We start from the raw sequence: 19,593 nt of genomic DNA on the forward strand, positions 1-19,593 counted from the left end.
GCAAGATCACGGCAATACCCAAGGACCGTATCGCCAGCAAGCTGGCGCCTACAGCCCTTGCTGCAACGCCGGATCATCCGGGTTCTGTTGTTCCAACTGGGCGAGCAGGATCTGCACGTTCTGCAACTGCCCGGTTTCCTTCCAGTAGTTGATCAGCAGCACCCGCGCCTTGCGATTCGACGGTTGGCGCTGGACGATTTCCTCAAGTTGCCGCTGGGCTGCCTCGACCTGCTGCAAGTCATGCAAGGTAGTGGCGAGCTTGTAGCGGTATTCGGCGTTTTCCGGTTGCAGCTCCACCGCCTTGGCCAACCCCAGCACGGCGAGCTCGGTCTGGCCGTGGCGTAACAGCCAGATCCCCAGGGCATGTTGCAGGTAGGCCGATTGCGGCTGCACCTGCAGTTGCCTGGCCAGCAGTTGCCGGGCCTGGTCCGGCTGGTTGCGCTTGTCGAGCAATTCGACCTGGGCCACCAGCGCCTTGAGGTTGTCCGGTTCCAGCCGCGAAACATGTTCCAGCGCCGCCTGCGCCTTATCCAACTGGCCCTCATGCAGGTACAGCCGCGCCAGCTGGAATTGTGCCTCGGCGCTTTCCGGCTGGGCGGCCAGGGTCCGTTCGTATTCGTCCACCACCTGTTGCAGCGGGCCGTAGTACAAGCCCTGGTCGTCCGGTGACAAACCGAGCATGGCGTTGGCGGCGGCGAAGCGCACGGATTGCTCGCGGTCTTCGAGTACCGGGCCGAGCAACAGGCTGCGCTGGGCTCCGGGAACCAGGCCGACAATGCTCTGGACCGCCGCTTCGCGGACCAGCGGCGAGGGGTTCTGCAAGTCCTTGTCGGCCAGCTTCAGGGCCTGCGGGCTGGGGTAATTGGGTAGCTCGGCGTGCAAGGCGGTCCGGCGGGCATCGGTCAGGTCGCTGCGCGCCAGTTGCTGATAGAGCACCCGCGCCGCGCCGGGCAGGCCGTTATGCGCCTGCTTCAGCGCCTGGCCGTAATTGATATGCGGGGCCTGGGGGGTGGCGAGCTTGCCGGGCAGCCAGTGCCAGATAAGGCCGAGGGCAAGCAGGAGCGGCAGGCTGATAAGCAGGTAGCGGCGAAGCTTCGTCATGCAGGGTCCGTGAGCTGGCGAGCGTTTGCTGAATGTACCAGCTTCGGTCAGCCGCGCTCAGGAGTCAAACCTGCGGATCAGGTCAGCACATAGTCCAGCGGTTCCGGGGCCGGCGGCAGGTCGACGTGCCCGAGGCTGGCGAGGACTTCCCGTTCCACGGTACGCAGGAGCGCATTGCACGGCAGGTCGTTTTCATCGAAACCGAACGGATCCTCGAGATCGTCGCCGATCTCGTCCAGGCCGAGGAAGGTGTAGCTGACGATGGCGGTGAACACCGGCGTCAGCCACCCCAGCGGTTCGGCCATGGCGAAGGGCAGGAGAATGCAGAACAGGTAGATGGTCCGGTGCAGCAGCAGATTGTAGGGGAAGGGCAGTGGCGTGTGCTTGATGCGCTCGCAACTGGCTTGCACCTGGCTGAGGCTGAGCAGCAGTGCCGAGAAGACGCTGTAGCGGTACTCGCTGATCAGCCCTTGTGTCGCGAAACCCATGCAACGCGCGCCGATCCGTTGCAGCAACTGATCGGTGACATTCGGGTGGCCGGCGCTGGGCGTGTCTTGTTGCCACGGCTTGATGGCCTGGCGTTCATCTTCCAGGCGCAGGCGGGCGACCAGGCCGTGGGCAAAGCCGCAAAGCTCGTGCAGCAGCGCCCCGCGCTGTGGCCCATCGCCCAGGACCTGGCTTTCGCGAATCAGCGAACGCACGTCGATGATCAACTGCCCCAGCTGCTTGCGGCCTTCCCACCAGCGGTCGTAGCAGGCGTTGTTGCGAAAGCTCATGAAGATCGACAGGGACAAGCCGAGCAGGGTGAAGGGCGTGGCATTGACCTTGGAGAAATACTCCGGATGCCAGGTTTCCACCAGTACGATGACCGAGGCCAGCACGGTCACCAACAGGCAGCGCAGGGCAATGCGCTTGGCAATCGAGCCTTTGAGGGAAAACAGGATAGCGATCAGGTTCGGCTTGGAGCGGACGATCATGGCGAGGGTCTTGGGGCTGGGACAAAGGACGGGCGTTCACCTTAAGCGCCGCTGCCCGCTGCTGTCCAATCACCCTGGCCGACAAGCTCATCGAAGGGCTCTATGGCCGCGCGTTACCCTGGCAGCATCAAGCCACCGCTGTCCTGCGCCAATGCCTGGCGTTGACGGACGAATGCCGGCATCCGTTCGCCGGGGATCGCCTTGCTGAAGTACCAGCCCTGGATCACCAGTTCCGTGGACGAGTGCAGGGCGTCGTACTGTTCCTGGGTTTCCACGCCCTCGACAATGATCCCCAGGTTCAGGGTTTCGCACAGCCGCAGCATGCCATTGAGTACCCGCGCGCCTTCGGGGTGGCAGTGGGCAACAACAAAGCTGCGATCGATCTTGATGCAGTCGATCTTGAACTGGTGCAGGTAGCTCAGCGCCGAATAACCAGTGCCGAAGTCATCGATATACAGCTTGGCGCCGAAACCGTGCAGGCGCTCGATCAGGCGGTTGATCACCTGGACATCGCCGACCAGGGCGTCTTCGGTCAGCTCGACGGAAATCATTCCCCGGGCCTGGGCAAGGATCTCCAGCAAGCGCTCGCCACACTCCGGTACACCCAGGGTAGCGCCGGTGACGTTGATGGTCATCGGCAGTTCGAAGCCGGCTGTGCGCCAGCGCCGATGTTGCTCCAGCGCCTGGGAGGCCACCCACAGGTCGACATCCGCCATCAGGTTGGCCTGGCCCAGCCACTTGAGGAACTCCCAGGGCAACTGGGTGTTGCCATCCTTGTCACGGGCGCGCATCAGCGCCTCGCAACCGGTGCACAGGCCGCTGCTCTTGGAGATCTGTGGCTGGAACTCCAAGTAAAACTCATATTCGCTGATCTGGCGGATCCGCTCCAGTTCCCGGGCGCGCCGGGCGTCGTTCTTGTACGCGGTCGCCACCGGGTCGAGTTCGAACAGCCGGCCCTTTTCCTCGAGGCTGCGGAAGGTGGTGTCGAAGGACTTGATATAGATGCCGTCGGCGCCTTCCTGCTGGCGATGCAGGCCAATCACATAGGGGGCGTAGACCAGGCTGCCGATACCGAGGAGTAGCAGTTGCAGGAGCACCGCGGCCCAGTCGCCATTGGTGCTCAGGTAGGCGTTGAGCAACACCGGCGAGTTCAGCGGCATGCCGGTGACCATCGGCTCCACCCAACCGGCCTGGACCACCGCCACGGCGATCAACGTGTTGAGTATCGGGGTGAGCAGAAAAGGGATGAACAGGCGTGGATTGAGAATGATCGGCAAGCCGAACAGCAGGATCTCGTTGACGTTGAACAGCGACAGCGGCACCGCGGCCAGGGCCAGCAGGCGCAGGGAACTATCACGGGTAAACAGCAGCACGGCGACGATCAGCGACAATGAGCCGCCGGAGCCGCCAATAAAGGCGAAGCAGCCCAGCAGGCCACTGTTGAGGGTATACCGGTGCGGCTCCCCGGCGGCAAGGTTGATCTGATTGATATTCACCGCCTCGTCGAGGACGCTGAACACCGGCTGCATGGCGTGCAGGCCATGGATGCCGAAGAACCACAGGACTGAGTTGCTGGCGCTGATCAGGGCGCCGTAGCGGTAGGGATGGTCCAGCGCCCCGCGGTCGAAGGGCACCTGCATCTGTGCTACCAGGGGAATCTGCAGCAGCAGCGACAGGACGATGACCAGCAGGGCGCTGGCGAGCAGGCCCGGAAGCACCACGTTGATGCTGTCGCGGACATTCAACCCCACCACGTTTTCCCGCACCAGTCGGGTCCAGGGCTGGCGGTACAGCCAGGCCATGATCGGCACATTGATCAGCGGCGAGGCGATGGCGATAAACAGCACCAGAGTCGCCGCGGCCCGGGGGAAGTCGCTGAGCAGGTAGATGGCGATTTCCACATGGGCCAGGCACAGGAAGGCCACCGGGACCTGGGGCAGGCGATAGCGGATGGCAAGCATATAGCCGATGGACGCGGCCACCAGCAGGGGTAGGATACCGCTGATCTTCTCGTGCAGCCCGGCAAGGAAGTTCACCCAGTCGTCGGGCAACCCGGCCAGGCGCGCACACGCAGAGAGGATCAGGAACGCCGTCGACACCATCAGGCACGGCAGCAACCACAACAACCCCTCGCGGATCGCCCGCAGCGAGTCGGCACCGGCCAGCGCGGCGAGACGCTGGGTCAGGAACAACTGGAAGACTGACTGCGACATTGCCCAACCCCTTTGAGACCTTCAGTCCTGTCGGGGCAAATGGCTAGCAGTTCGGCCCCTGGAAGCGAGCATATCCCGAGACTGCCTGAAAAGGCCAAGTCGCCGCTTGAAAAAGCCCCGAGGCCAAAGGCGCTCGGGACCGACAGGCTGGGGGACAGAAGAAAAATGCCGCTGCCGCTCCCTCGGTTTTAGTAGCGGACCCGACCATAAGGCGGAGTATTGGCCAGGTAACCGTTGCTATAACCATCAACGAAGCCATAGTTGTAGCCCGCGTTGTAGTCCGCGACATAGGTATCGCGACCGGCTACGTAACCAGCGGCATAGCCATTGGCGTAGCCATTGTTGTAACCGGCACTGAAGCCGGGACTGTAACCGGGGGTTCTGCTGGGGACGTTGGTGTTGCAAACGCGGCGCGCCTGCAACCCGCAGAGGGGGGCCGCATGGCTGGATGTCGCGATCAGAGGGCAGATAGCCCCCGCCGCGATCAGCATCGCCAACGCCATTGCCCTTTTGGGGCGCGTGCTGTGCGGCGCCATTGCCTGCCTGGAACAGACTGATGGGGAAAGAACGATAGGAGTCATTTTAGTATCCCTCTGGATCAAGCCAATATGCTTCGATAGAAGCCCTGAGCCCTGAGCCCTGCACCTGTTCATCCTCAGGGGGTGTTGGTGATCACCCCATCGTCCCGTTCGCTTACGCTGGCGTCTTCACTGGTGCCGGCGGTATAAGCACCGTTTGGAGAAATGGCATCGGCACAATCGTTGCCGCCGGCGGCCAGGGGGGATATTGCGGCAAGGGTGGCGCCGACGCTGTGGTAAGCGAAGGCTTCGCTGGCACCATTGGTTTCACTGCAGCCGACGACGACAGCGTTGTCGGAGATAGCCTTGGCGGTGGCTCTTGAGCCGCCTGGCAACGGGGCGATCGGGATCCCGTTGGTGCCGGTTGCGGGGTCCCAGAAGAATGGGGTGGTGAAGCCCCCGGCCTGCAACCGATTACCAGCGATCTGCCCCGAGGCGTTCATCGCAACCCCGGAGTTACGTAGTGAGGTGCTGCCGTTGATGGTCAGCATCACTGTCGGCGCGCTGCCGCCGCCAGGCGCCCATTGCACGGTTTTATAGCTATCGGGAGTCCCGCTGCCGAGGTAATAGCAGGTGCCGAGGATCTTCCCGCCCACATTGATTTCACTGGCAACGCAGTAACTGGCGCCACTGGGCACCGGTAACACGCTATAGCCGGAGCTGGTATTGGTCCAGAGCACCGCCTGGTTTTTCCCCGCGCCGCCAGCACCCGCCGGGCAGTTGCCGATGATCGAGGGGGTGGCAGCGTCACTGATGTCCGCCGGACTGCAGTTGGTCACCGAACCGAGCAGTGGCGGGAGCAGGCTGTTTGCTGCCCCGGCGGCGGTCCAGACTACCGGTGTGGTCTCACCGGTAGGGCTGATGCTGACGCCTACCAGGACACCCGCGAGGTTGACCGCGGCCACCTCGGTTTGTACGTCGGGTACCAGGCGCAGCCCGGCGAGAATCGGTAGCGGTTGCTGCTGCTGGGGTGGCGAGGAAAGGCTGCTGGCGAGCCATTTGACGCCCTGGGGAATACTGTTGGCGTCCTCACAGGAACCGACGATCACGGCCGTGGTTGCCGTACCATTACTGACCGCACCGCCGACGCAGGCCCCCGGGACTCCTGATGCAGAGGTGAACAGCGGGGGCAGGGCGGTAGCCCCGCCAGATGATGTATCCCAGAAGCCCGCGCCAACAAAGTTCGTCAGAGTGCCGCTGCCAACCGACAAATGATTGTTATTGATCCCGTTTATGCGGCTTTCGAGAAAAGCAGGATTGCTGACGTTATCGACCCAGAGGCTGACCGCCTGGGCCGTCGTGGCCAGGTTGAGACCGGCGATAACAACACCGAGTGAGCTAACGAGACGAGAGGGGATTTTCATAACGCTTCTCCTTGCGATGGGGGAGCGCGCACGATCTGGGCGCCCACTTACCGTACCCAGGGCCCGGCGCGTCGGTAACTGTCAGAAATGACAGTTCGTTAGAGCATTTCGAAACTGATGAAATACCCCGTAACACTATCTCCAGGGGGATTCACGGACGAAAAAAAAGCCCCGCGACCAAGGCGGTGCGGGGCTGAAAAAGGGTCGGAGGGCATCCAACCCCCGGGAGGTCTTGAGTCAGTTGCTGCTGGCCAGCGTCTGCGGCTCGTAGCCGCCACCCAAGGACTTGTAGATCGCCACGATACCGCGATACAGGTCGGTCTCGGCCTGGGCCTGGCTGTCTTCGGCGGCCAGGCGTTCGCGCTGGGCGTCGAGCAGGACGAGAAAATCGGCGGTGCCTTCGCGGTAGCGAATCGCAGCCAGGTCGGCGGCGGCGCGGCTCGATTCGCTCTGGCGAATCAGCGAGATCAAGCGTTGCTGGCGCTTGCCGTAATCGCTGAAGGCGTTCTGCGATTCTTCCAGCGCCAGCAACACTTGCTGTTCGTAGCTGGCCAGGGCGCCTTCGGCCTCGGCGTTGGCCCCGCGCAAGCGGGCCCTGACGCTACCGAGGTTGAACGCCGGCCAGGTGATGCTCGGGCCCAGGGCCCAGGCATTGGCGGCGGACGAGCCGATCTGCGAGCCGCGCCCGGCGGTAAAGCCGAGGAAGCCGCTGAGGCTGATCCGAGGGAACAGGTCGGCCTTGGCCACGCCGATCCGCGCGGTAGCGGCGGCCAGCTTGCGTTCGGCACTGACGATATCCGGCCGGCGTTGCAGCAGGTCGCCCGGGTTGCCAATGGCCAGGGCCTTGGAGATCGCCGGCAGGTCCTTCGGACCGAGGTCCACCGACAAGGTGTCCGGGCGCTCACCGAGCAAGGTGGCGATACGGTTACGCTCGCGGGCCTGCTCGGCCTGCAATTGCGGCACCGTGGCTTCCACCGCCGCGAGACGGGCATCGGCGCGAACCACGTCGAGCTGATCGCCGACCCCGGCATCCCGCAGGCTTTCGGTGATGCCCTTGGACTCCTGCTGGTTCTTCAGGTTGGCCAGGGCGATTTTTTCCCGCAGTTGCGCGCCGCGCAGTTGGCCGTAGGCATCCACCAGTTCGGCAATCATGGTGACTTGCAGTTGGTAAAGGTCGGCTTCGGCGACCTGCTGGTCGGCATCGGCGGCTTCCAGGTTGCGGCGGATACGGCCGAACAAGTCGACCTCCCAGGCCATGTCCAGGCCCAGGTCATAGCGTTCGCTGTTGACCCGCTGCTCGGTGGTGCCCGGTACCTGGCCCTTGCCAACGTTGGCACTGGCGCGACTGGTAATGGTCGGCATGGCATCGTCGCTGACATCGTCGCGGATCGCCCGCGACGCTTTCAGGCGGGCGAAGGCCACGCGCAATTCGCGGTTGCCGGCCAGTGACCGGGTCACCAGCTGGTTCAGGGTCGGATCGTCGAACTGCTGCCACCAGATCCCCTGGAAGTGCGCGCGGTCATAGTTCTTCTGGCCGGCGCTGCCATCGGTGGCGGCGGTGATATTGGCCTTCTCGGTGGCCGGGGTCTTGTAGTCCGGACCGACGGCACAGGCGCTCAGCGCCAGTACCAGCAAGCTCGGCAGAAAGGCCTTCAGGTTGCTCATTGTTGCGCCTCCAGCTTCAGGGCCCGGGCAGCTTTGCGCGCGTCGCTGCGCTCGACAAAGCGGCGAATCAATACATAGAACACTGGCGTCAGCAGCAGGCCGAAGAAGGTCACCCCGAGCATCCCGGAGAACACCGCCACACCCATGGCATGGCGCATCTCGGCACCGGCACCGCTGGAGAACACCAGGGGCACCACGCCCATGATGAAGGCGAAGGAGGTCATCAGGATCGGCCGCAGACGCAGGCGGCAGGCTTCCAGTACCGCGCTCAGCGGATCGAGGCCTTCTTCCTGTTTATCCTTGGCGAACTCGACGATCAGGATCGCGTTCTTACACGCCAGGCCCACCAGTACGATCAGGCCGATCTGGGTGAAGATGTTGTTGTCGCTACCGGAAGCAATCACCCCGGTAATCGCCGACAGCAGGGTCATCGGCACGATCAGGATCACCGCCAGCGGCAGGCTCCAGCTTTCGTATTGGGCGGCCAGTACCAGGAACGCCAGCAGTACGCAGAGCGGGAAGACGAACAGCGCGGTATTGCCCGAGAGGATCTGCTGGTAGGTCAGGTCGGTCCACTCGTAGGTCATGCCGTTGGGCAGTTCGTCCTTGAGCAGTTTCTCGATCGCCGCCTGGGCCTGGCCGGAGCTGTAGCCCGGTGCGGCGGCACCGTTGATTTCCGCGGTGATAAAACCGTTGTAGTGCATGACACGGTCCGGACCCGAGGTATCGCTGACCTTGATGAAGGTCGCCAGCGGGATCATCTCGCCTTTGTTGTTACGTACTTTCAGCTGGCCGATCTGGTCGGATTCGAGGCGGAACTGTTGTTCGGCCTGGACGTTGACCTGATAGGTGCGACCGAAGCGGTTGAAGTCGTTGGCATACAGCGAACCCAGGTAGATCTGCAGGGTGTCGAAGATGTCGCTGACGGCGACGCCGTGGGTCTTGGCCTTTTCCCGGTCGATGGCAGCATCGACCTGCGGCACGTTGACCGTGTAGCTGGTGAACAACCCGGCCAGTTCCGGCACGCTACGGCTCTTGCCGATGATGTTCATGGTTTCCTTGTACAGCTCGTCGTAACCGAGGTTGCCGCGGTCTTCGATCTGCAGGCGGAAACCGCCGATGGTGCCCAGGCCCTGTACCGGTGGTGGCGGGAAGATCGCCATGTAGGCTTCCTGGATCCCGGCGAACTTGCCGTTCAGGGCGCCGGCAATGGCACCGGCGGACTGGCTCGGATCCTTGCGCTGGTCGAAAGGCTTCAGGGTCACGAAGACGATACCGGCGTTCGGGCTGTTGGTGAAACCGTTGATCGACAGGCCGGGGAAGGCCACCGCGCTTTCCACGCCAGGCTGTTTCAGGGCCAGGTCGGACATACGCTTGATCACGTCTTCGGTACGGTCCAGGCTCGCCGCGTCCGGCAATTGGGCGAAGGCCACCAGGTATTGCTTGTCCTGGGCCGGAACGAAACCCGTCGGGGTGCTGGCGAAACCGAACCAGGTCAGGACCATCAGGCCGGCGTACAGCACCAGGGCAATGCCGCTGGCCCGGATGACGCGGGTCACGGTGCCGACATAACCATGGCTGGCGCGGTCGAAGAAGCGGTTGAACGGACGGAACAGCCAGCCACCGAGCAGTTTGTCGAGGAGCTTGGAGAAACCATCCTTCGGTGCATCATGGCCTTTGAGCAGCACGGCAGCCAGTGCCGGCGACAAGGTCAGCGAGTTGAATGCCGAGATCACGGTGGAGATGGCGATGGTCAAGGCGAACTGCTTGTAGAACTGCCCGGTCAGCCCGGAGATGAACGCCGCCGGGATAAACACTGCACAGAGCACCAGCGCCGTGGCGATGATCGGACCGGTCACTTCACGCATGGCGCGCTTGGTGGCTTCCACCGGATTGAGGCCTAGGCCGATGTTTCGTTCGACGTTCTCCACCACCACGATGGCATCGTCCACCACGATACCGATGGCCAGTACCAGGCCGAACAGCGACAGCGCGTTGAGCGAGAAGCCGAACAGGTGCATGACCGCGAAGGTACCGATCAGCGACACCGGTACGGCGACCAGCGGGATGATCGAGGCACGCCAGGTCTGCAGGAACAGGATCACCACCAGGACCACGAGGATCAGGGCTTCGAACAGGGTATGGACCACCGCTTCGATGGAGCCGCGTACGAAGATCGTCGGGTCATAGACGATGCTGAAGTCCATGCCCTCGGGGAAGTCTTTCTTCAACTCGGTCATCTTGGCGCGGACTTCGTTGGAGATTTCGATGGCGTTGGAGCCCGGACGCTGGAAGATCGGGATCGCCACCGCCGGCTGGTTGTCCAGCAACGAGCGCAGGGCGTACTGGCTGGAGCCGAGTTCGACCCGGGCGATATCTTTCAGGCGGGTGATCTCGCCGTCGTCGCCGGCACGAATCACGATGTTCTCGAATTCTTCCTCGGAGACCAGGCGCCCCTGGGCATTGACCGACAGCTGGAAGCTGGTGGCGTTGGGGGCGGGGGGGGCACCCAATTGGCCGGCCGCGACCTGGCGGTTCTGCTCGCGAATGGCGTTGACCACGTCGGTGGCGGTCAGGTTGCGCGAAGCGGTCTTGTTCGGGTCGAGCCAGACCCGCAGGGAGTAGTCGCCCATGCCGAACAACTGCACGTCACCCACGCCGCCGAGGCGCGCCAACTCGTCCTTGATATTGAGCAAGGCGTAGTTGGACAGGTAGAGCATGTCGTAGCGTTTGTCCGGCGAGGTCAAGTGCACGACCATGGTCAGGTCGGGCGAGGCCTTGTCGACGGTGATGCCGATACGGGTTACCTCCACCGGCAGTTTTGGCTGGGTACGGGTCACCCGGTTCTGTACCTGGACCTGCGCGTTATCCAGGTCGGTACCCAGGGCGAAGGTGATAGTCAGGGTCAGCTTGCCGTCGGCGGTGGATTGCGAGGACATGTAGAGCATGTTCTCGACGCCGGTGATCGCCTGCTCCAGCGGTGCGGCCACGGTTTCACCGATGACCTTGGGGTTGGCGCCGGGGAAGTTGGCGCGCACGACCACGGTCGGCGGTACCACTTCCGGGTATTCGCTGATGGGCAACTGGAACAGCGAGATGGCGCCGGCGATCAGGATCAGCAGCGAAAGCACCGCCGCGAAGATCGGTCGTGATATGAAGAACTTGGAAAAATTCATCGTGTGTATCCCTTAACCGCGTGGAGTCGCTACGGCCAGCTTGGCAGCCGGTGCAGGCGCGCTCTTGGCGGGCGTGACCTGGGGCAGGTTGCTGGCTTCCAGGGCTTGTTTTTGTAGGGCCAGGGCCGCGAGGGTTTCCTTGGAGGCCATCGGGATCACTTCCGGATCCACTGGCGAACCAGGGCGAACGCGTTGCAGGCCCTTGACGACGATGGTGTCGTCCTTGTTCAAGCCATTACGCACGATGCGCAACCCTTCGATTTTCGGACCCAGCTCGACCGAGCGGTAGACGGTCTTCTTGTCGGCGTCCATGACCAGCACGAACTTCTTGCCGAGGTCGGTGCCCACGGCTTCGTCATTGATCAGCACGGCGGCGTAGGTGCCGCTACCGACCAGCTTCAGGCGTGCATACAGGCCCGGGGTGAAGGCGCCGTCGGCGTTGTCGAACATCGCGCGACCGCGAATGGTGCCGGTCTTGGGGTTGACCTGGTTGTCGACGAAGTTCATCACGCCCTGGTGCGGGTTGCCGGTTTCGTTGGACAGGCCGAGGTAGACCGGGGTGGTCTGGCCGCGTTTACCCTGGCGCGCGAGTTGGCTGTACTTGAGGTAGACCCGCTCGTCGGCGTCGAAGTAGGCATAGACCTTGTCGGTGGACACCACGCTGGTCAGTGCCGTGACATCGGCGGTGACGATGTTGCCGGCGGTGATTTCGGCACGGCTGACCCGGCCGCTGATCGGCGCGGTGACGCGGGTGAAGCTCAGGTTCAGCTTGGCCAGGTCCAACTGCGCCTGGGTGGCGTCGACCGCGGCCTTGGATTCCTGGGCGGAGCTGCTGCGGGTGTCGGCCAGTTCGGCGGAAATCGCATTGCTGCTCAACAGGCGCTTGCCGCGTTCGGCTTCGTTGGCACTGCGGCTGGCGGTGGCGCGGGCTTGTTGCAGCTGGGCTTCGAGGCGATGGACTTCAGCCTGGTAAGGGCGCGGGTCGATCTGGAACAGCAGGTCGCCTTTCTTCACCAGTGCGCCTTCGGTGAAGGCGACTGAATCGATCTGGCCGGAGACGCGTGGCCGGATCTCGACGGTTTCCGGGGCTTCGAGGCGACCGGTGAACTCGTCCCATTCATTGACCGGTTGTTCGATGACCTTGGCGACACTGACCTTGGCCGCCGGCATCGTACCACCCGCCGCCACGGGCGCTTTACCACAGGCGCTCATCACCACGACCGCCAAGGCAGCCAAAGGGAAGCGCAAAAGTTTAAGTGACTGTTCCATGGGGGGAGTCCGCCAATCTATTGAGATGGGCGGATCATGCTGTGGGGACCGGTCTCACACGAATCGAATGAAGCGAAGGTAACTATCATTCGGAATGATATCAAACCGACCCCAGCCCTCTAGCATGCGCCTTTCGTTAGGGGGCTATCTATTCTCGAAGTGACAAATCACTGTTGCGAGGAACGCAAAAAGGTCACGTGTGTTCACTGGTGCTGATCAGCGGACGCCGAGGAGTCTGTCGGCATGCAGGAGGGTGATCGGCTGACGATATTTCATGCACGGCCGATGCATCAGTGCAAGCGAGCAACGTTCCTTGGGCGGGTTGGAGCGACTTACATATTGATATTAAAAGAGAAAATTTTTTTCGTCGCGGGACTTTCAAACTATCGTTTTATCTGTGGATGAATTTTTTTGACGGGCCTATGCAATAACCATTTTCTATGGTACTTTTTTTGAACTAAGTGGTTTAAGCAGGTTTTTTAAATCTTTTAAGTCTCATATTAGGCAGGGCAAGCCTTCAGCGAAGTCAGGATAACTAGGCTGGGAGACGTTTATGATTGACGTTGCGTTGATTTATATTCGGCAGGTGCTCGATGAGTATCTTTCTGTACAACTTGGCGTGGATAAAGGTTGTGTTATCCTGAATAACCTGTCCGCCTCGGATCCTGCGATTCTCGAACAAAATCGCAATAAAGTCGTTGTTACCCTGGTCAATCTCGAATACGAGAGTAATAAGCAGTTTTACGGCGGACAGGTTCGCGCGGTTGATCAAGTCAATCAGGTCAATCCGGCGCTGTTTTTCAATCTCGACATACTGCTCTCCGCCAGCTTCGACAACTACATTGAAGCCTTGAAGCAACTCACTCTGGTTGTTGCGTTTTTCCAGGAACATCTTTCCCTGGATCGAACCAATAGCCCGGCCTTGCCGGAAGGATTGTCGGCATTGAAGTTCGAGATCGAAAACTCTCCCTCGCACAAAGCTCATGACTTATGGACGGCCCTGGGGGTCGGCTATCTCCCATCGATGCTTTACAAGGTGCGACATGTTGCCGTGCAGTCCGGGCAGATAAAGGGCTCGTCGACGACGGTGCGAGAGATTGCGGGTACGGTACATCCATGAGGGCGCCGTTGTTCCAGATCGAGTTTCGGCATGATTACTTTGCCGATGGGAAGCTGGCGGAGTTTCAGCTGGTCGCGGATGGCCCGACCGCGCAACTGCTCGACCGATACCAGCTTGTCGCGCGTTTACAGAATGGTCTGTTCGGTTTGCTGGGCGACAGGGTCAACGCTGATTTCATCGCCTATTTGCGCGATCAGGCCCCGGCGGGCCAGCTCACTTTCCTGTTGTGCTGCGACCCGCGGCGCTTCTTCTTTATCACGGACCTGCCGCTGGATTGGCTCGGGGCGTTATGGCTGAGTTCAAGCGAGGGTGAGAAAAACCCTTCAGGGCAAATCGAGATTTCGCCGACACCCGGTGAGCGCTGGGCCGGGCGGGGGGACGTAGTCGCGGTGATCAGGCTTGACCTCGACGATCTTCTGGCGAGGGGGGTTGATGCCTATTACCTGGTTGACTTCAAGGCCAGGGAACTGGCTTGGCAGTATTACCTGGTTAATCGCAGTGAAGTGATCCTGCAGAATCCGGTCATTGTCGCGGAGAATGGGCAACGGTTCGAGGGGCCTGAGTCTTTTCAGTTGCCCAGCGGTGAGCAGGCGTTGAGTTTCAGTTGCGCAGATCAGCGGTTTCCCTTGCGGCAGGTGCCGAAGATAGTGTTCGACCTGGTGGACAGGCTGGCGTTGTCATCTGAAGAACAGCTTGTCGAGCATTGCTACATAAAAGGCTTGCCGACGCCTGGACAGGCCCAGTGGGGGCTTTCAGAGCGATCATCAGGTGCTGTTTGTACCTTGTACGTTTACTTGTAGCGGTCCCGGTCATGAAATCAATCAACCCCTAATCCCTTCAAGGAAGAACGATGGCTTCTACCTATTCAACACCAGGTGTGTACATCAATGAGGTCAACGGATTCTCCAATTCGGTAGTGCCGATAGCGACTGCGGTGCCTGCCTTTATTGGTTATACCCCCAGGGCCGACTACCAAGGCAAGTCCTACTACAACAAACCGCAGAAAATTTCTTCGTTCATGGAGTTTCAGGCATTCTTCATGCTTGATAATCCGCCGCCGCCAGCCGATCCGGCCCGCCAGTACAGCCCCGAGTATTACCTGGTCCCGCAAAAGGACCTGCCGACCTCGGGTGATTATCTCACCATCGATTCGAAGTATTACTCCATCCTGCCAGATCCGAACACTATCTATTACCTCTATAACAGTATTCGCCTGTTCTATCAGAATGGCGGCGGTGATGCCTATATCGTCGCTGTCGGCCCCTATGGGCCGGCCAGCAAGAAGCCGGCGACCGACCCCGCGGCGCCGCTGATCAACCCCAATGTGCAGCTGTCTGCGCTGCAAAATGGCCTGGCGCTGCTGAAGAACGAGCAGGAGCCGACCCTGTATATCTGCCCGGAAGCGACGTTGCTGTCGGTCGCCGACAATGGCACCTTGATGCAGAGCATGTTGTTGCAGGCCAAGGAAATGGGCACGACCTTGTGCGTGTTCGATGTGATCGGTGGTGCCAACCCGGACCCGCTCCTCTATACCCAGGACATCCAGGCCTTTCGCGACCACACCGGCAACACCGGCCTGGAGTATGGCGCCAGCTACTACCCGTTCATTGGCACCACCATCATGCAGTCGGGGGATATTGATTTCACCAACCTGTTTGGCGGCGATACCACTCAACTGGCCCCCTTGCTGAACCCTCCAGCGGCGCCGAACCCGGATGCGGCGACCCTCTTGAACATGATCCAGTCGCCTCCGGCCAACCCGATGAGCAACGCCCAGTTGCAGGCGGCATTGCTGATTGCCAGTCCGCTTTACAGCCAGATCGTCACGCATGTGTTGTCCAGCGCCAATGTGCTGCCACCCAGTGGCGCCATCGCCGGTGTCTACACGGTAAACGACAACGCCAATGGCGTCTGGGGCGCCCCGGCGAACGTCGGAATCGTCGGGGCCGCCAGCCTGCCGATTCGCCTTTCGGATACGCAACAGGAAAAACTCAACATCGACGCGGTTTCCGGCAAGTCGGTGAATGCGATCCGCTTCTTCAACGGCCAGGGCATCCTGATCTGGGGCGCCCGCACGCTGGACGGCAACAGCCAGGACTGGCGCTATGTATCGGTGCGCAGGACCATGACCTTCCTCGAACAATCGGTCAAATTGGCCGCGCGCCAATATGTGTTCGAACCGAATAACGCCAATACCTGGTCTGCCGTCAAAAGCATGATCAGCAGTTTCCTGATGAGCATCTGGAGCCAGGGCGGCTTGCAGGGCGCTACGCCCGCCGATGCCTTTCAGGTCAATGTCGGCCTGGGTACAACCATGACGGCGGATGACCTGCTCAACGGTTACATGCGCGTGTCGGTGCTGGTGGCGACGGTCAAGCCGGCTGAATTCCTGGTCATTACCTTCCAGCAGGAACAGGCCAAGTCCGGTTGATGTATTGCCAGCGGGTCATGGGAAATGACGATCGTCCTGATCGTCTCGGTCAATTATCGATTTTAGTGCTCGTGAAAGGGATCTTTTATGGCGGATGACGGAAGCAAACAAGGCTCGACATGGCCACTGCCCAAGTTTCGATTCGAAGTGGATTTCGGAACCCAGCTGAAAGGGATTGCCTTTCAGGAAGTTTCCGGCATGGACAAGGAAGTGCAGTTGATCGAATACCGGCACAGTAACAGTGCGTTGTTTTCAACGATCAAGATGCCGGGCATTGCCAAGTACGGCAATGTCACCATGAAGCGTGGCATCTTCGTCAATGACAATACGTTCTGGAAGTGGATGGACGAAATCAAGATGAATGTCGTGACCCGTCGCACGGTATTGATCAAGTTGCTGGATGAGGCGGGAGCGGTGACCATGCAATGGCAGTTGAACAATGCCTGGCCGACCAAGATCACCGGTACCGACTTGAAGTCCGATGGCAATGAGGTCGCGGTGGACACCATTGAAATCGCCCATGAGCAACTGATCATCACCAATGGCAGCTAACATCGACCTGCTGACCAGTTTCTATTTCAGCGTGAAGATTCCTGGCGCGGGCGGCTCGACGGACGCCGCCTTCCAGGAAGTTTCCGGGTTGAGCCAGGAAACCGCCATTGAAGAAGTCACCAGTGGCGGTGAAAACCGTTTCAGCTATCGCTTGCCCGGGCAGACCCGTTATACCAACCTGATATTGAAACGCGGGATCGTACCGGCGGACTCGCCGTTGATCGAATGGTGCCAGGAGACACTCGGCGGGGGGCTGGCAAAACCGATCCAGACGAAGAACATCACGGTGAATCTGTTCGATGCGCAGGGCATGACGTGCCTGAGCTGGAGCTTTGCCAGGGCCTATCCGGTGAAGTGGTCGATGAGTGAGCTGAAATCCCAGGAAAACAGCATTCTGATCGAGACCATCGAACTGGCCTACCAGTACTTCGATACCGACGATAACCGGACCAATCAATACGCCGGTATTGCCGCGCTTTTTGGAGATTGAGCATGCCTGTGGAAATACGTGAACTGGTGATTCGCACAGCGATCGTTTCGCGGGATGAGCGCGAGAGTGAATTACTCAATAGCGAAAAAATCACCCTACTCAAGAAAAGCATTGTTCAGGAATGCCTTCGGGCCCTGAAAGAAAAAACCAGTCGAAGCCGTTTTGACCGTTAAGCAGGGTGCCGGCTAGATGAGCAATATGAAAATAGTCGCGTACAGTGACGAGACCTTCACCGCGGCGGTGGCGGATGGCACTTACGAAGTCATGCTCAACCCCGACAAAGTACAACGTGGGCGCCAGGTCCAATACAACCAGGAATCGGCGTCGGGGAGCAGTTCGTCGTCACCGACCTACAGCAAGACCAACAGTGAGAAACTGAGTTTCGACCTGGTGATTGACTGCACCGGTGTGGTGGATAGCACACGCGTCAACTTGCCTGACGAAATGGCCCGCTTGTCGAAGATCATTTATGACTACAACGGCGCGATCCACCGGCCCAACTACGTGGTCATCCGCTGGGGCGGCGGCCTGGAGTTCCGTGGTGTATTGACCGGTTTCAGCACCTCCTACACCTTGTTCAAACCCGACGGCACGCCATTGCGCGCCAAGCTGTCCCTGGAGTTCGTTTCCTATATCGACCTGGCGACGCTGGCGAGAAAGGAGAAAAAATCATCCCCTGACATGAGCCATCTGGTGCAAATCGTCGAAGGCGATACCTTGCCGCAGATCGCTGACGACATTTATCGCGATCCGGCCTATTACGTGCAGATTGCCCGCTTCAACAAACTCGACAAGTTTCGCCGGTTGAGTCCCGGTACGCTGCTCAGCGTACCGCCGCTGGTGGCGCAGGAGGCTGGCAATGTCTAGCCCGCACACCGGCGGCCTGGTCAGCTACGCCGTCAAGATCAATGGAACCGAGATACCGGGCGCCTACCCGGTTCATACCTTGCGCATCGAGCAGGACATCAATCGAATCGCCACGGCGACGCTGTCGATTCTCGACGGTAATCCGGCCACCGAGAGCTTTACCATCAGCGCATCGTCCAGTTTCGTGCCCGGTAATGAGGTGAGCATCGAAGCCGGCTACGACGGCATCAACACGCTGCTGTTCCAGGGGATCGTCACCCAGCAGGCGCTGCGCGTGGACAATGTCAGCGGGCCGCTGCTGGAGGTCGAGTGCAAGGACAAGGCGGTGAAGATGACGGTGGGCCGCAAGAGCAGCAATTTCAGCGCGAGCACCGACAGCGATGCCATCGGACAGCTGATTGCGAATGCCGGCTTGAGCGCCGCCGTGACGGCGACCAGCGTCACCTTGCCGACCTTGATCCAGTATTACGCCAACGATTGGGATTTCATCGTGTCACGGGCCGAGGCCAATGGCCTGATGGTTTGCACGATCAATAACCAGGTCAGCGTTTTCGATCCGTTGGCCGACACTTCCGTGGCGTTGACCCTCACCTATGGCCTCGACATCCTGGCGTTCAACGCACAACTCAATGCCATCAACCAGGTGGCGCAGGTCAAGGCCTCGGCCTGGAGTTTCCAGGACCAGCAGTTGGTCACGGTTTCAACCAACAACACCTTGAGCGGGCCGGGCAATCTGAGCAGCAAGACACTGGCCGGGGTCGTCGGATTGAGCAGCTACGAGTTGCAGACCTCGGCCACCGAAAACAACGAAGAGCTGTTGTGCTGGGCCAAGGCGCAAATGCTCAAGAGCGAACTGTCAAAGATTACCGGGCAGGTTCGGTGCCTGGGCAATGCCCAGCTGCTGCCGGGCAAGTACCTCACGCTGGAGGGGTTGGGCGCGCGTTTCGATGGCGATCATTTCGTCTCCGGCGTAGCGCATGAGATCAGCGATGGCAGTTGGTTTACCGAAGTGAGCATCGGGATGTCGGCGGACTGGTTCACGCAGAAACATCACGACATCCAGGCGCCATCCGCCGCCGGGCTGCTGCCCGGCACCCAGGGGGTGTTCAATGGCACGGTGCTGAAGCTGTTCGACGATCCGGACGGGGAGTTCCGGATCCTGGTGGAAGTGGCGCTGTTCAATGACAACGCCACCGGCCTGTGGGCGCGGATGGCCAACTTCTATTCGACTGGCGGGCAGGGCACGTTCTTTCTTCCGGAGGTAGGTGACGAGGTGATCCTCGGTTTTCTCAACCAGGACCCGCGCTTCCCGGTCATTCTCGGCAGTCTGTACAGCCAGAAGAACAAGCCTTTCAATCAGTTTTCACCGAATGAAAAAAATAGCCTGAAGGGTATCGTCAGTAAAAGTGAATTGCGCGTGATGTTCGACGACGAGAACAAGGTCCTGTCGCTGATCACCCCGGGCAACAACAGCCTCCTGTTGGACGACCAGCACCAGCAGATCGAAATCAAGGACCAGAACGGCAACTCGGTCGTCCTGTCCGCCTCGGGCATTGTGATCAAGAGCCCGGGGGATATCTCACTGCAAGCCGACGGAAAACTCAGCCTGACGGGCAATACCGGGGTCGAGATAAAAAGCCCGGGCGGTGACGTACAGGTCCAGGCACTCAATATCAAGCACAGCGCGGACATGCAATTCAGCGCCAACGGCGGCGCTACGGCGCAACTCGAAGGGGCCATGCAACTGACGCTCAAGGGCGCCATCGTGATGATCAATTGATCAGGGAGGA

16 protein-coding genes are annotated in these 19,593 nt (G+C 60.5%); 8 read left to right on the top strand and 8 right to left on the bottom strand.

What is annotated here, in order from left to right:
- Positions 1–48 precede the first annotated feature (48 nt).
- The 8 genes from M5B96_RS20330 to mexE all read right to left on the bottom strand — a co-directional run bounded on the left by M5B96_RS20330 (position 49) and on the right by mexE (position 12,343).
- Complete coding sequence (locus M5B96_RS20330) at positions 49–1,101, bottom strand: tetratricopeptide repeat protein (RefSeq protein ID WP_248798671.1); 1,053 nt, start codon at positions 1,099–1,101, stop codon at positions 49–51.
- 77 nt (positions 1,102–1,178) lie between these two features.
- Positions 1,179–2,078, bottom strand: a complete 900-nt coding sequence (locus tag M5B96_RS20335) for a bestrophin family protein (RefSeq protein WP_248798672.1) — start codon at positions 2,076–2,078, stop codon at positions 1,179–1,181.
- A gap of 113 nt (positions 2,079–2,191) precedes the next feature.
- Positions 2,192–4,291, bottom strand: coding sequence for an EAL domain-containing protein (locus tag M5B96_RS20340; protein WP_248798674.1), 2,100 nt, complete (start codon positions 4,289–4,291; stop codon positions 2,192–2,194).
- Between the two features lie 188 nt (positions 4,292–4,479).
- A complete protein-coding gene (locus M5B96_RS20345) occupies positions 4,480–4,794 on the bottom strand; it encodes a hypothetical protein (RefSeq protein WP_248798676.1) in 315 nt (104 codons plus the stop codon).
- A gap of 152 nt (positions 4,795–4,946) precedes the next feature.
- On the bottom strand, positions 4,947–6,233 hold the full coding sequence (locus M5B96_RS20350) for an HAF family protein (RefSeq protein ID WP_248798678.1): 1,287 nt from the start codon (positions 6,231–6,233) through the stop codon (positions 4,947–4,949).
- Between the two features lie 237 nt (positions 6,234–6,470).
- Positions 6,471–7,898: an efflux transporter outer membrane subunit gene (locus tag M5B96_RS20355; protein ID WP_248798679.1), complete on the bottom strand. Its 1,428-nt coding sequence runs from the start codon at positions 7,896–7,898 to the stop codon at positions 6,471–6,473.
- Entirely contained in the window at positions 7,895–11,074 is a 3,180-nt protein-coding gene (locus tag M5B96_RS20360) for an efflux RND transporter permease subunit (protein WP_248798681.1), read from the bottom strand. Before M5B96_RS20360 ends, M5B96_RS20355 begins: the two co-directional genes overlap by 4 nt.
- Before the next feature lie 12 nt (positions 11,075–11,086).
- The gene (gene mexE / locus M5B96_RS20365) at positions 11,087–12,343 is read right to left on the bottom strand and encodes a multidrug efflux RND transporter periplasmic adaptor subunit MexE (RefSeq protein ID WP_248798683.1); all 1,257 of its coding nucleotides are present in this window, start codon (positions 12,341–12,343) and stop codon (positions 11,087–11,089) included.
- 553 nt (positions 12,344–12,896) lie between these two features.
- Between mexE and M5B96_RS20370 the strand changes: the two genes are divergently transcribed.
- The 8 genes from M5B96_RS20370 to vgrG all read left to right on the top strand — a co-directional run bounded on the left by M5B96_RS20370 (position 12,897) and on the right by vgrG (position 19,583).
- Positions 12,897–13,463: a Pvc16 family protein gene (locus M5B96_RS20370; protein ID WP_248798690.1), complete on the top strand. Its 567-nt coding sequence runs from the start codon at positions 12,897–12,899 to the stop codon at positions 13,461–13,463.
- 8 nt (positions 13,464–13,471) lie between these two features.
- Positions 13,472–14,263, top strand: a complete 792-nt coding sequence (locus M5B96_RS20375) for a hypothetical protein (RefSeq protein WP_248798692.1) — start codon at positions 13,472–13,474, stop codon at positions 14,261–14,263.
- Between the two features lie 50 nt (positions 14,264–14,313).
- Complete coding sequence (locus M5B96_RS20380) at positions 14,314–15,894, top strand: phage tail sheath family protein (RefSeq protein WP_248798701.1); 1,581 nt, start codon at positions 14,314–14,316, stop codon at positions 15,892–15,894.
- Positions 15,895–15,981: 87 nt separating this feature from the next.
- On the top strand, positions 15,982–16,446 hold the full coding sequence (locus M5B96_RS20385) for a phage tail protein (protein WP_248798702.1): 465 nt from the start codon (positions 15,982–15,984) through the stop codon (positions 16,444–16,446).
- On the top strand, positions 16,436–16,936 hold the full coding sequence (locus M5B96_RS20390) for a phage tail protein (protein ID WP_248798704.1): 501 nt from the start codon (positions 16,436–16,438) through the stop codon (positions 16,934–16,936). The genes M5B96_RS20385 and M5B96_RS20390 overlap by 11 nt, the downstream gene beginning before the upstream one ends.
- 2 nt (positions 16,937–16,938) lie before the next feature.
- Positions 16,939–17,109, top strand: a complete 171-nt coding sequence (locus tag M5B96_RS20395) for a DUF5908 family protein (RefSeq protein WP_248798705.1) — start codon at positions 16,939–16,941, stop codon at positions 17,107–17,109.
- A 16-nt stretch (positions 17,110–17,125) separates the two neighbouring features.
- Positions 17,126–17,803: a hypothetical protein gene (locus M5B96_RS20400; protein WP_248798706.1), complete on the top strand. Its 678-nt coding sequence runs from the start codon at positions 17,126–17,128 to the stop codon at positions 17,801–17,803.
- The gene (gene vgrG / locus M5B96_RS20405) at positions 17,796–19,583 is read left to right on the top strand and encodes a type VI secretion system tip protein VgrG (RefSeq protein WP_248798708.1); all 1,788 of its coding nucleotides are present in this window, start codon (positions 17,796–17,798) and stop codon (positions 19,581–19,583) included. The genes M5B96_RS20400 and vgrG overlap by 8 nt, the downstream gene beginning before the upstream one ends.
- Positions 19,584–19,593 lie beyond the last annotated feature (10 nt).

Origin of the sequence: Pseudomonas sp. MWU13-2105 (genome assembly GCF_023242315.1) — a bacterium.
Lineage (GTDB): Bacteria > Pseudomonadota > Gammaproteobacteria > Pseudomonadales > Pseudomonadaceae > Aquipseudomonas.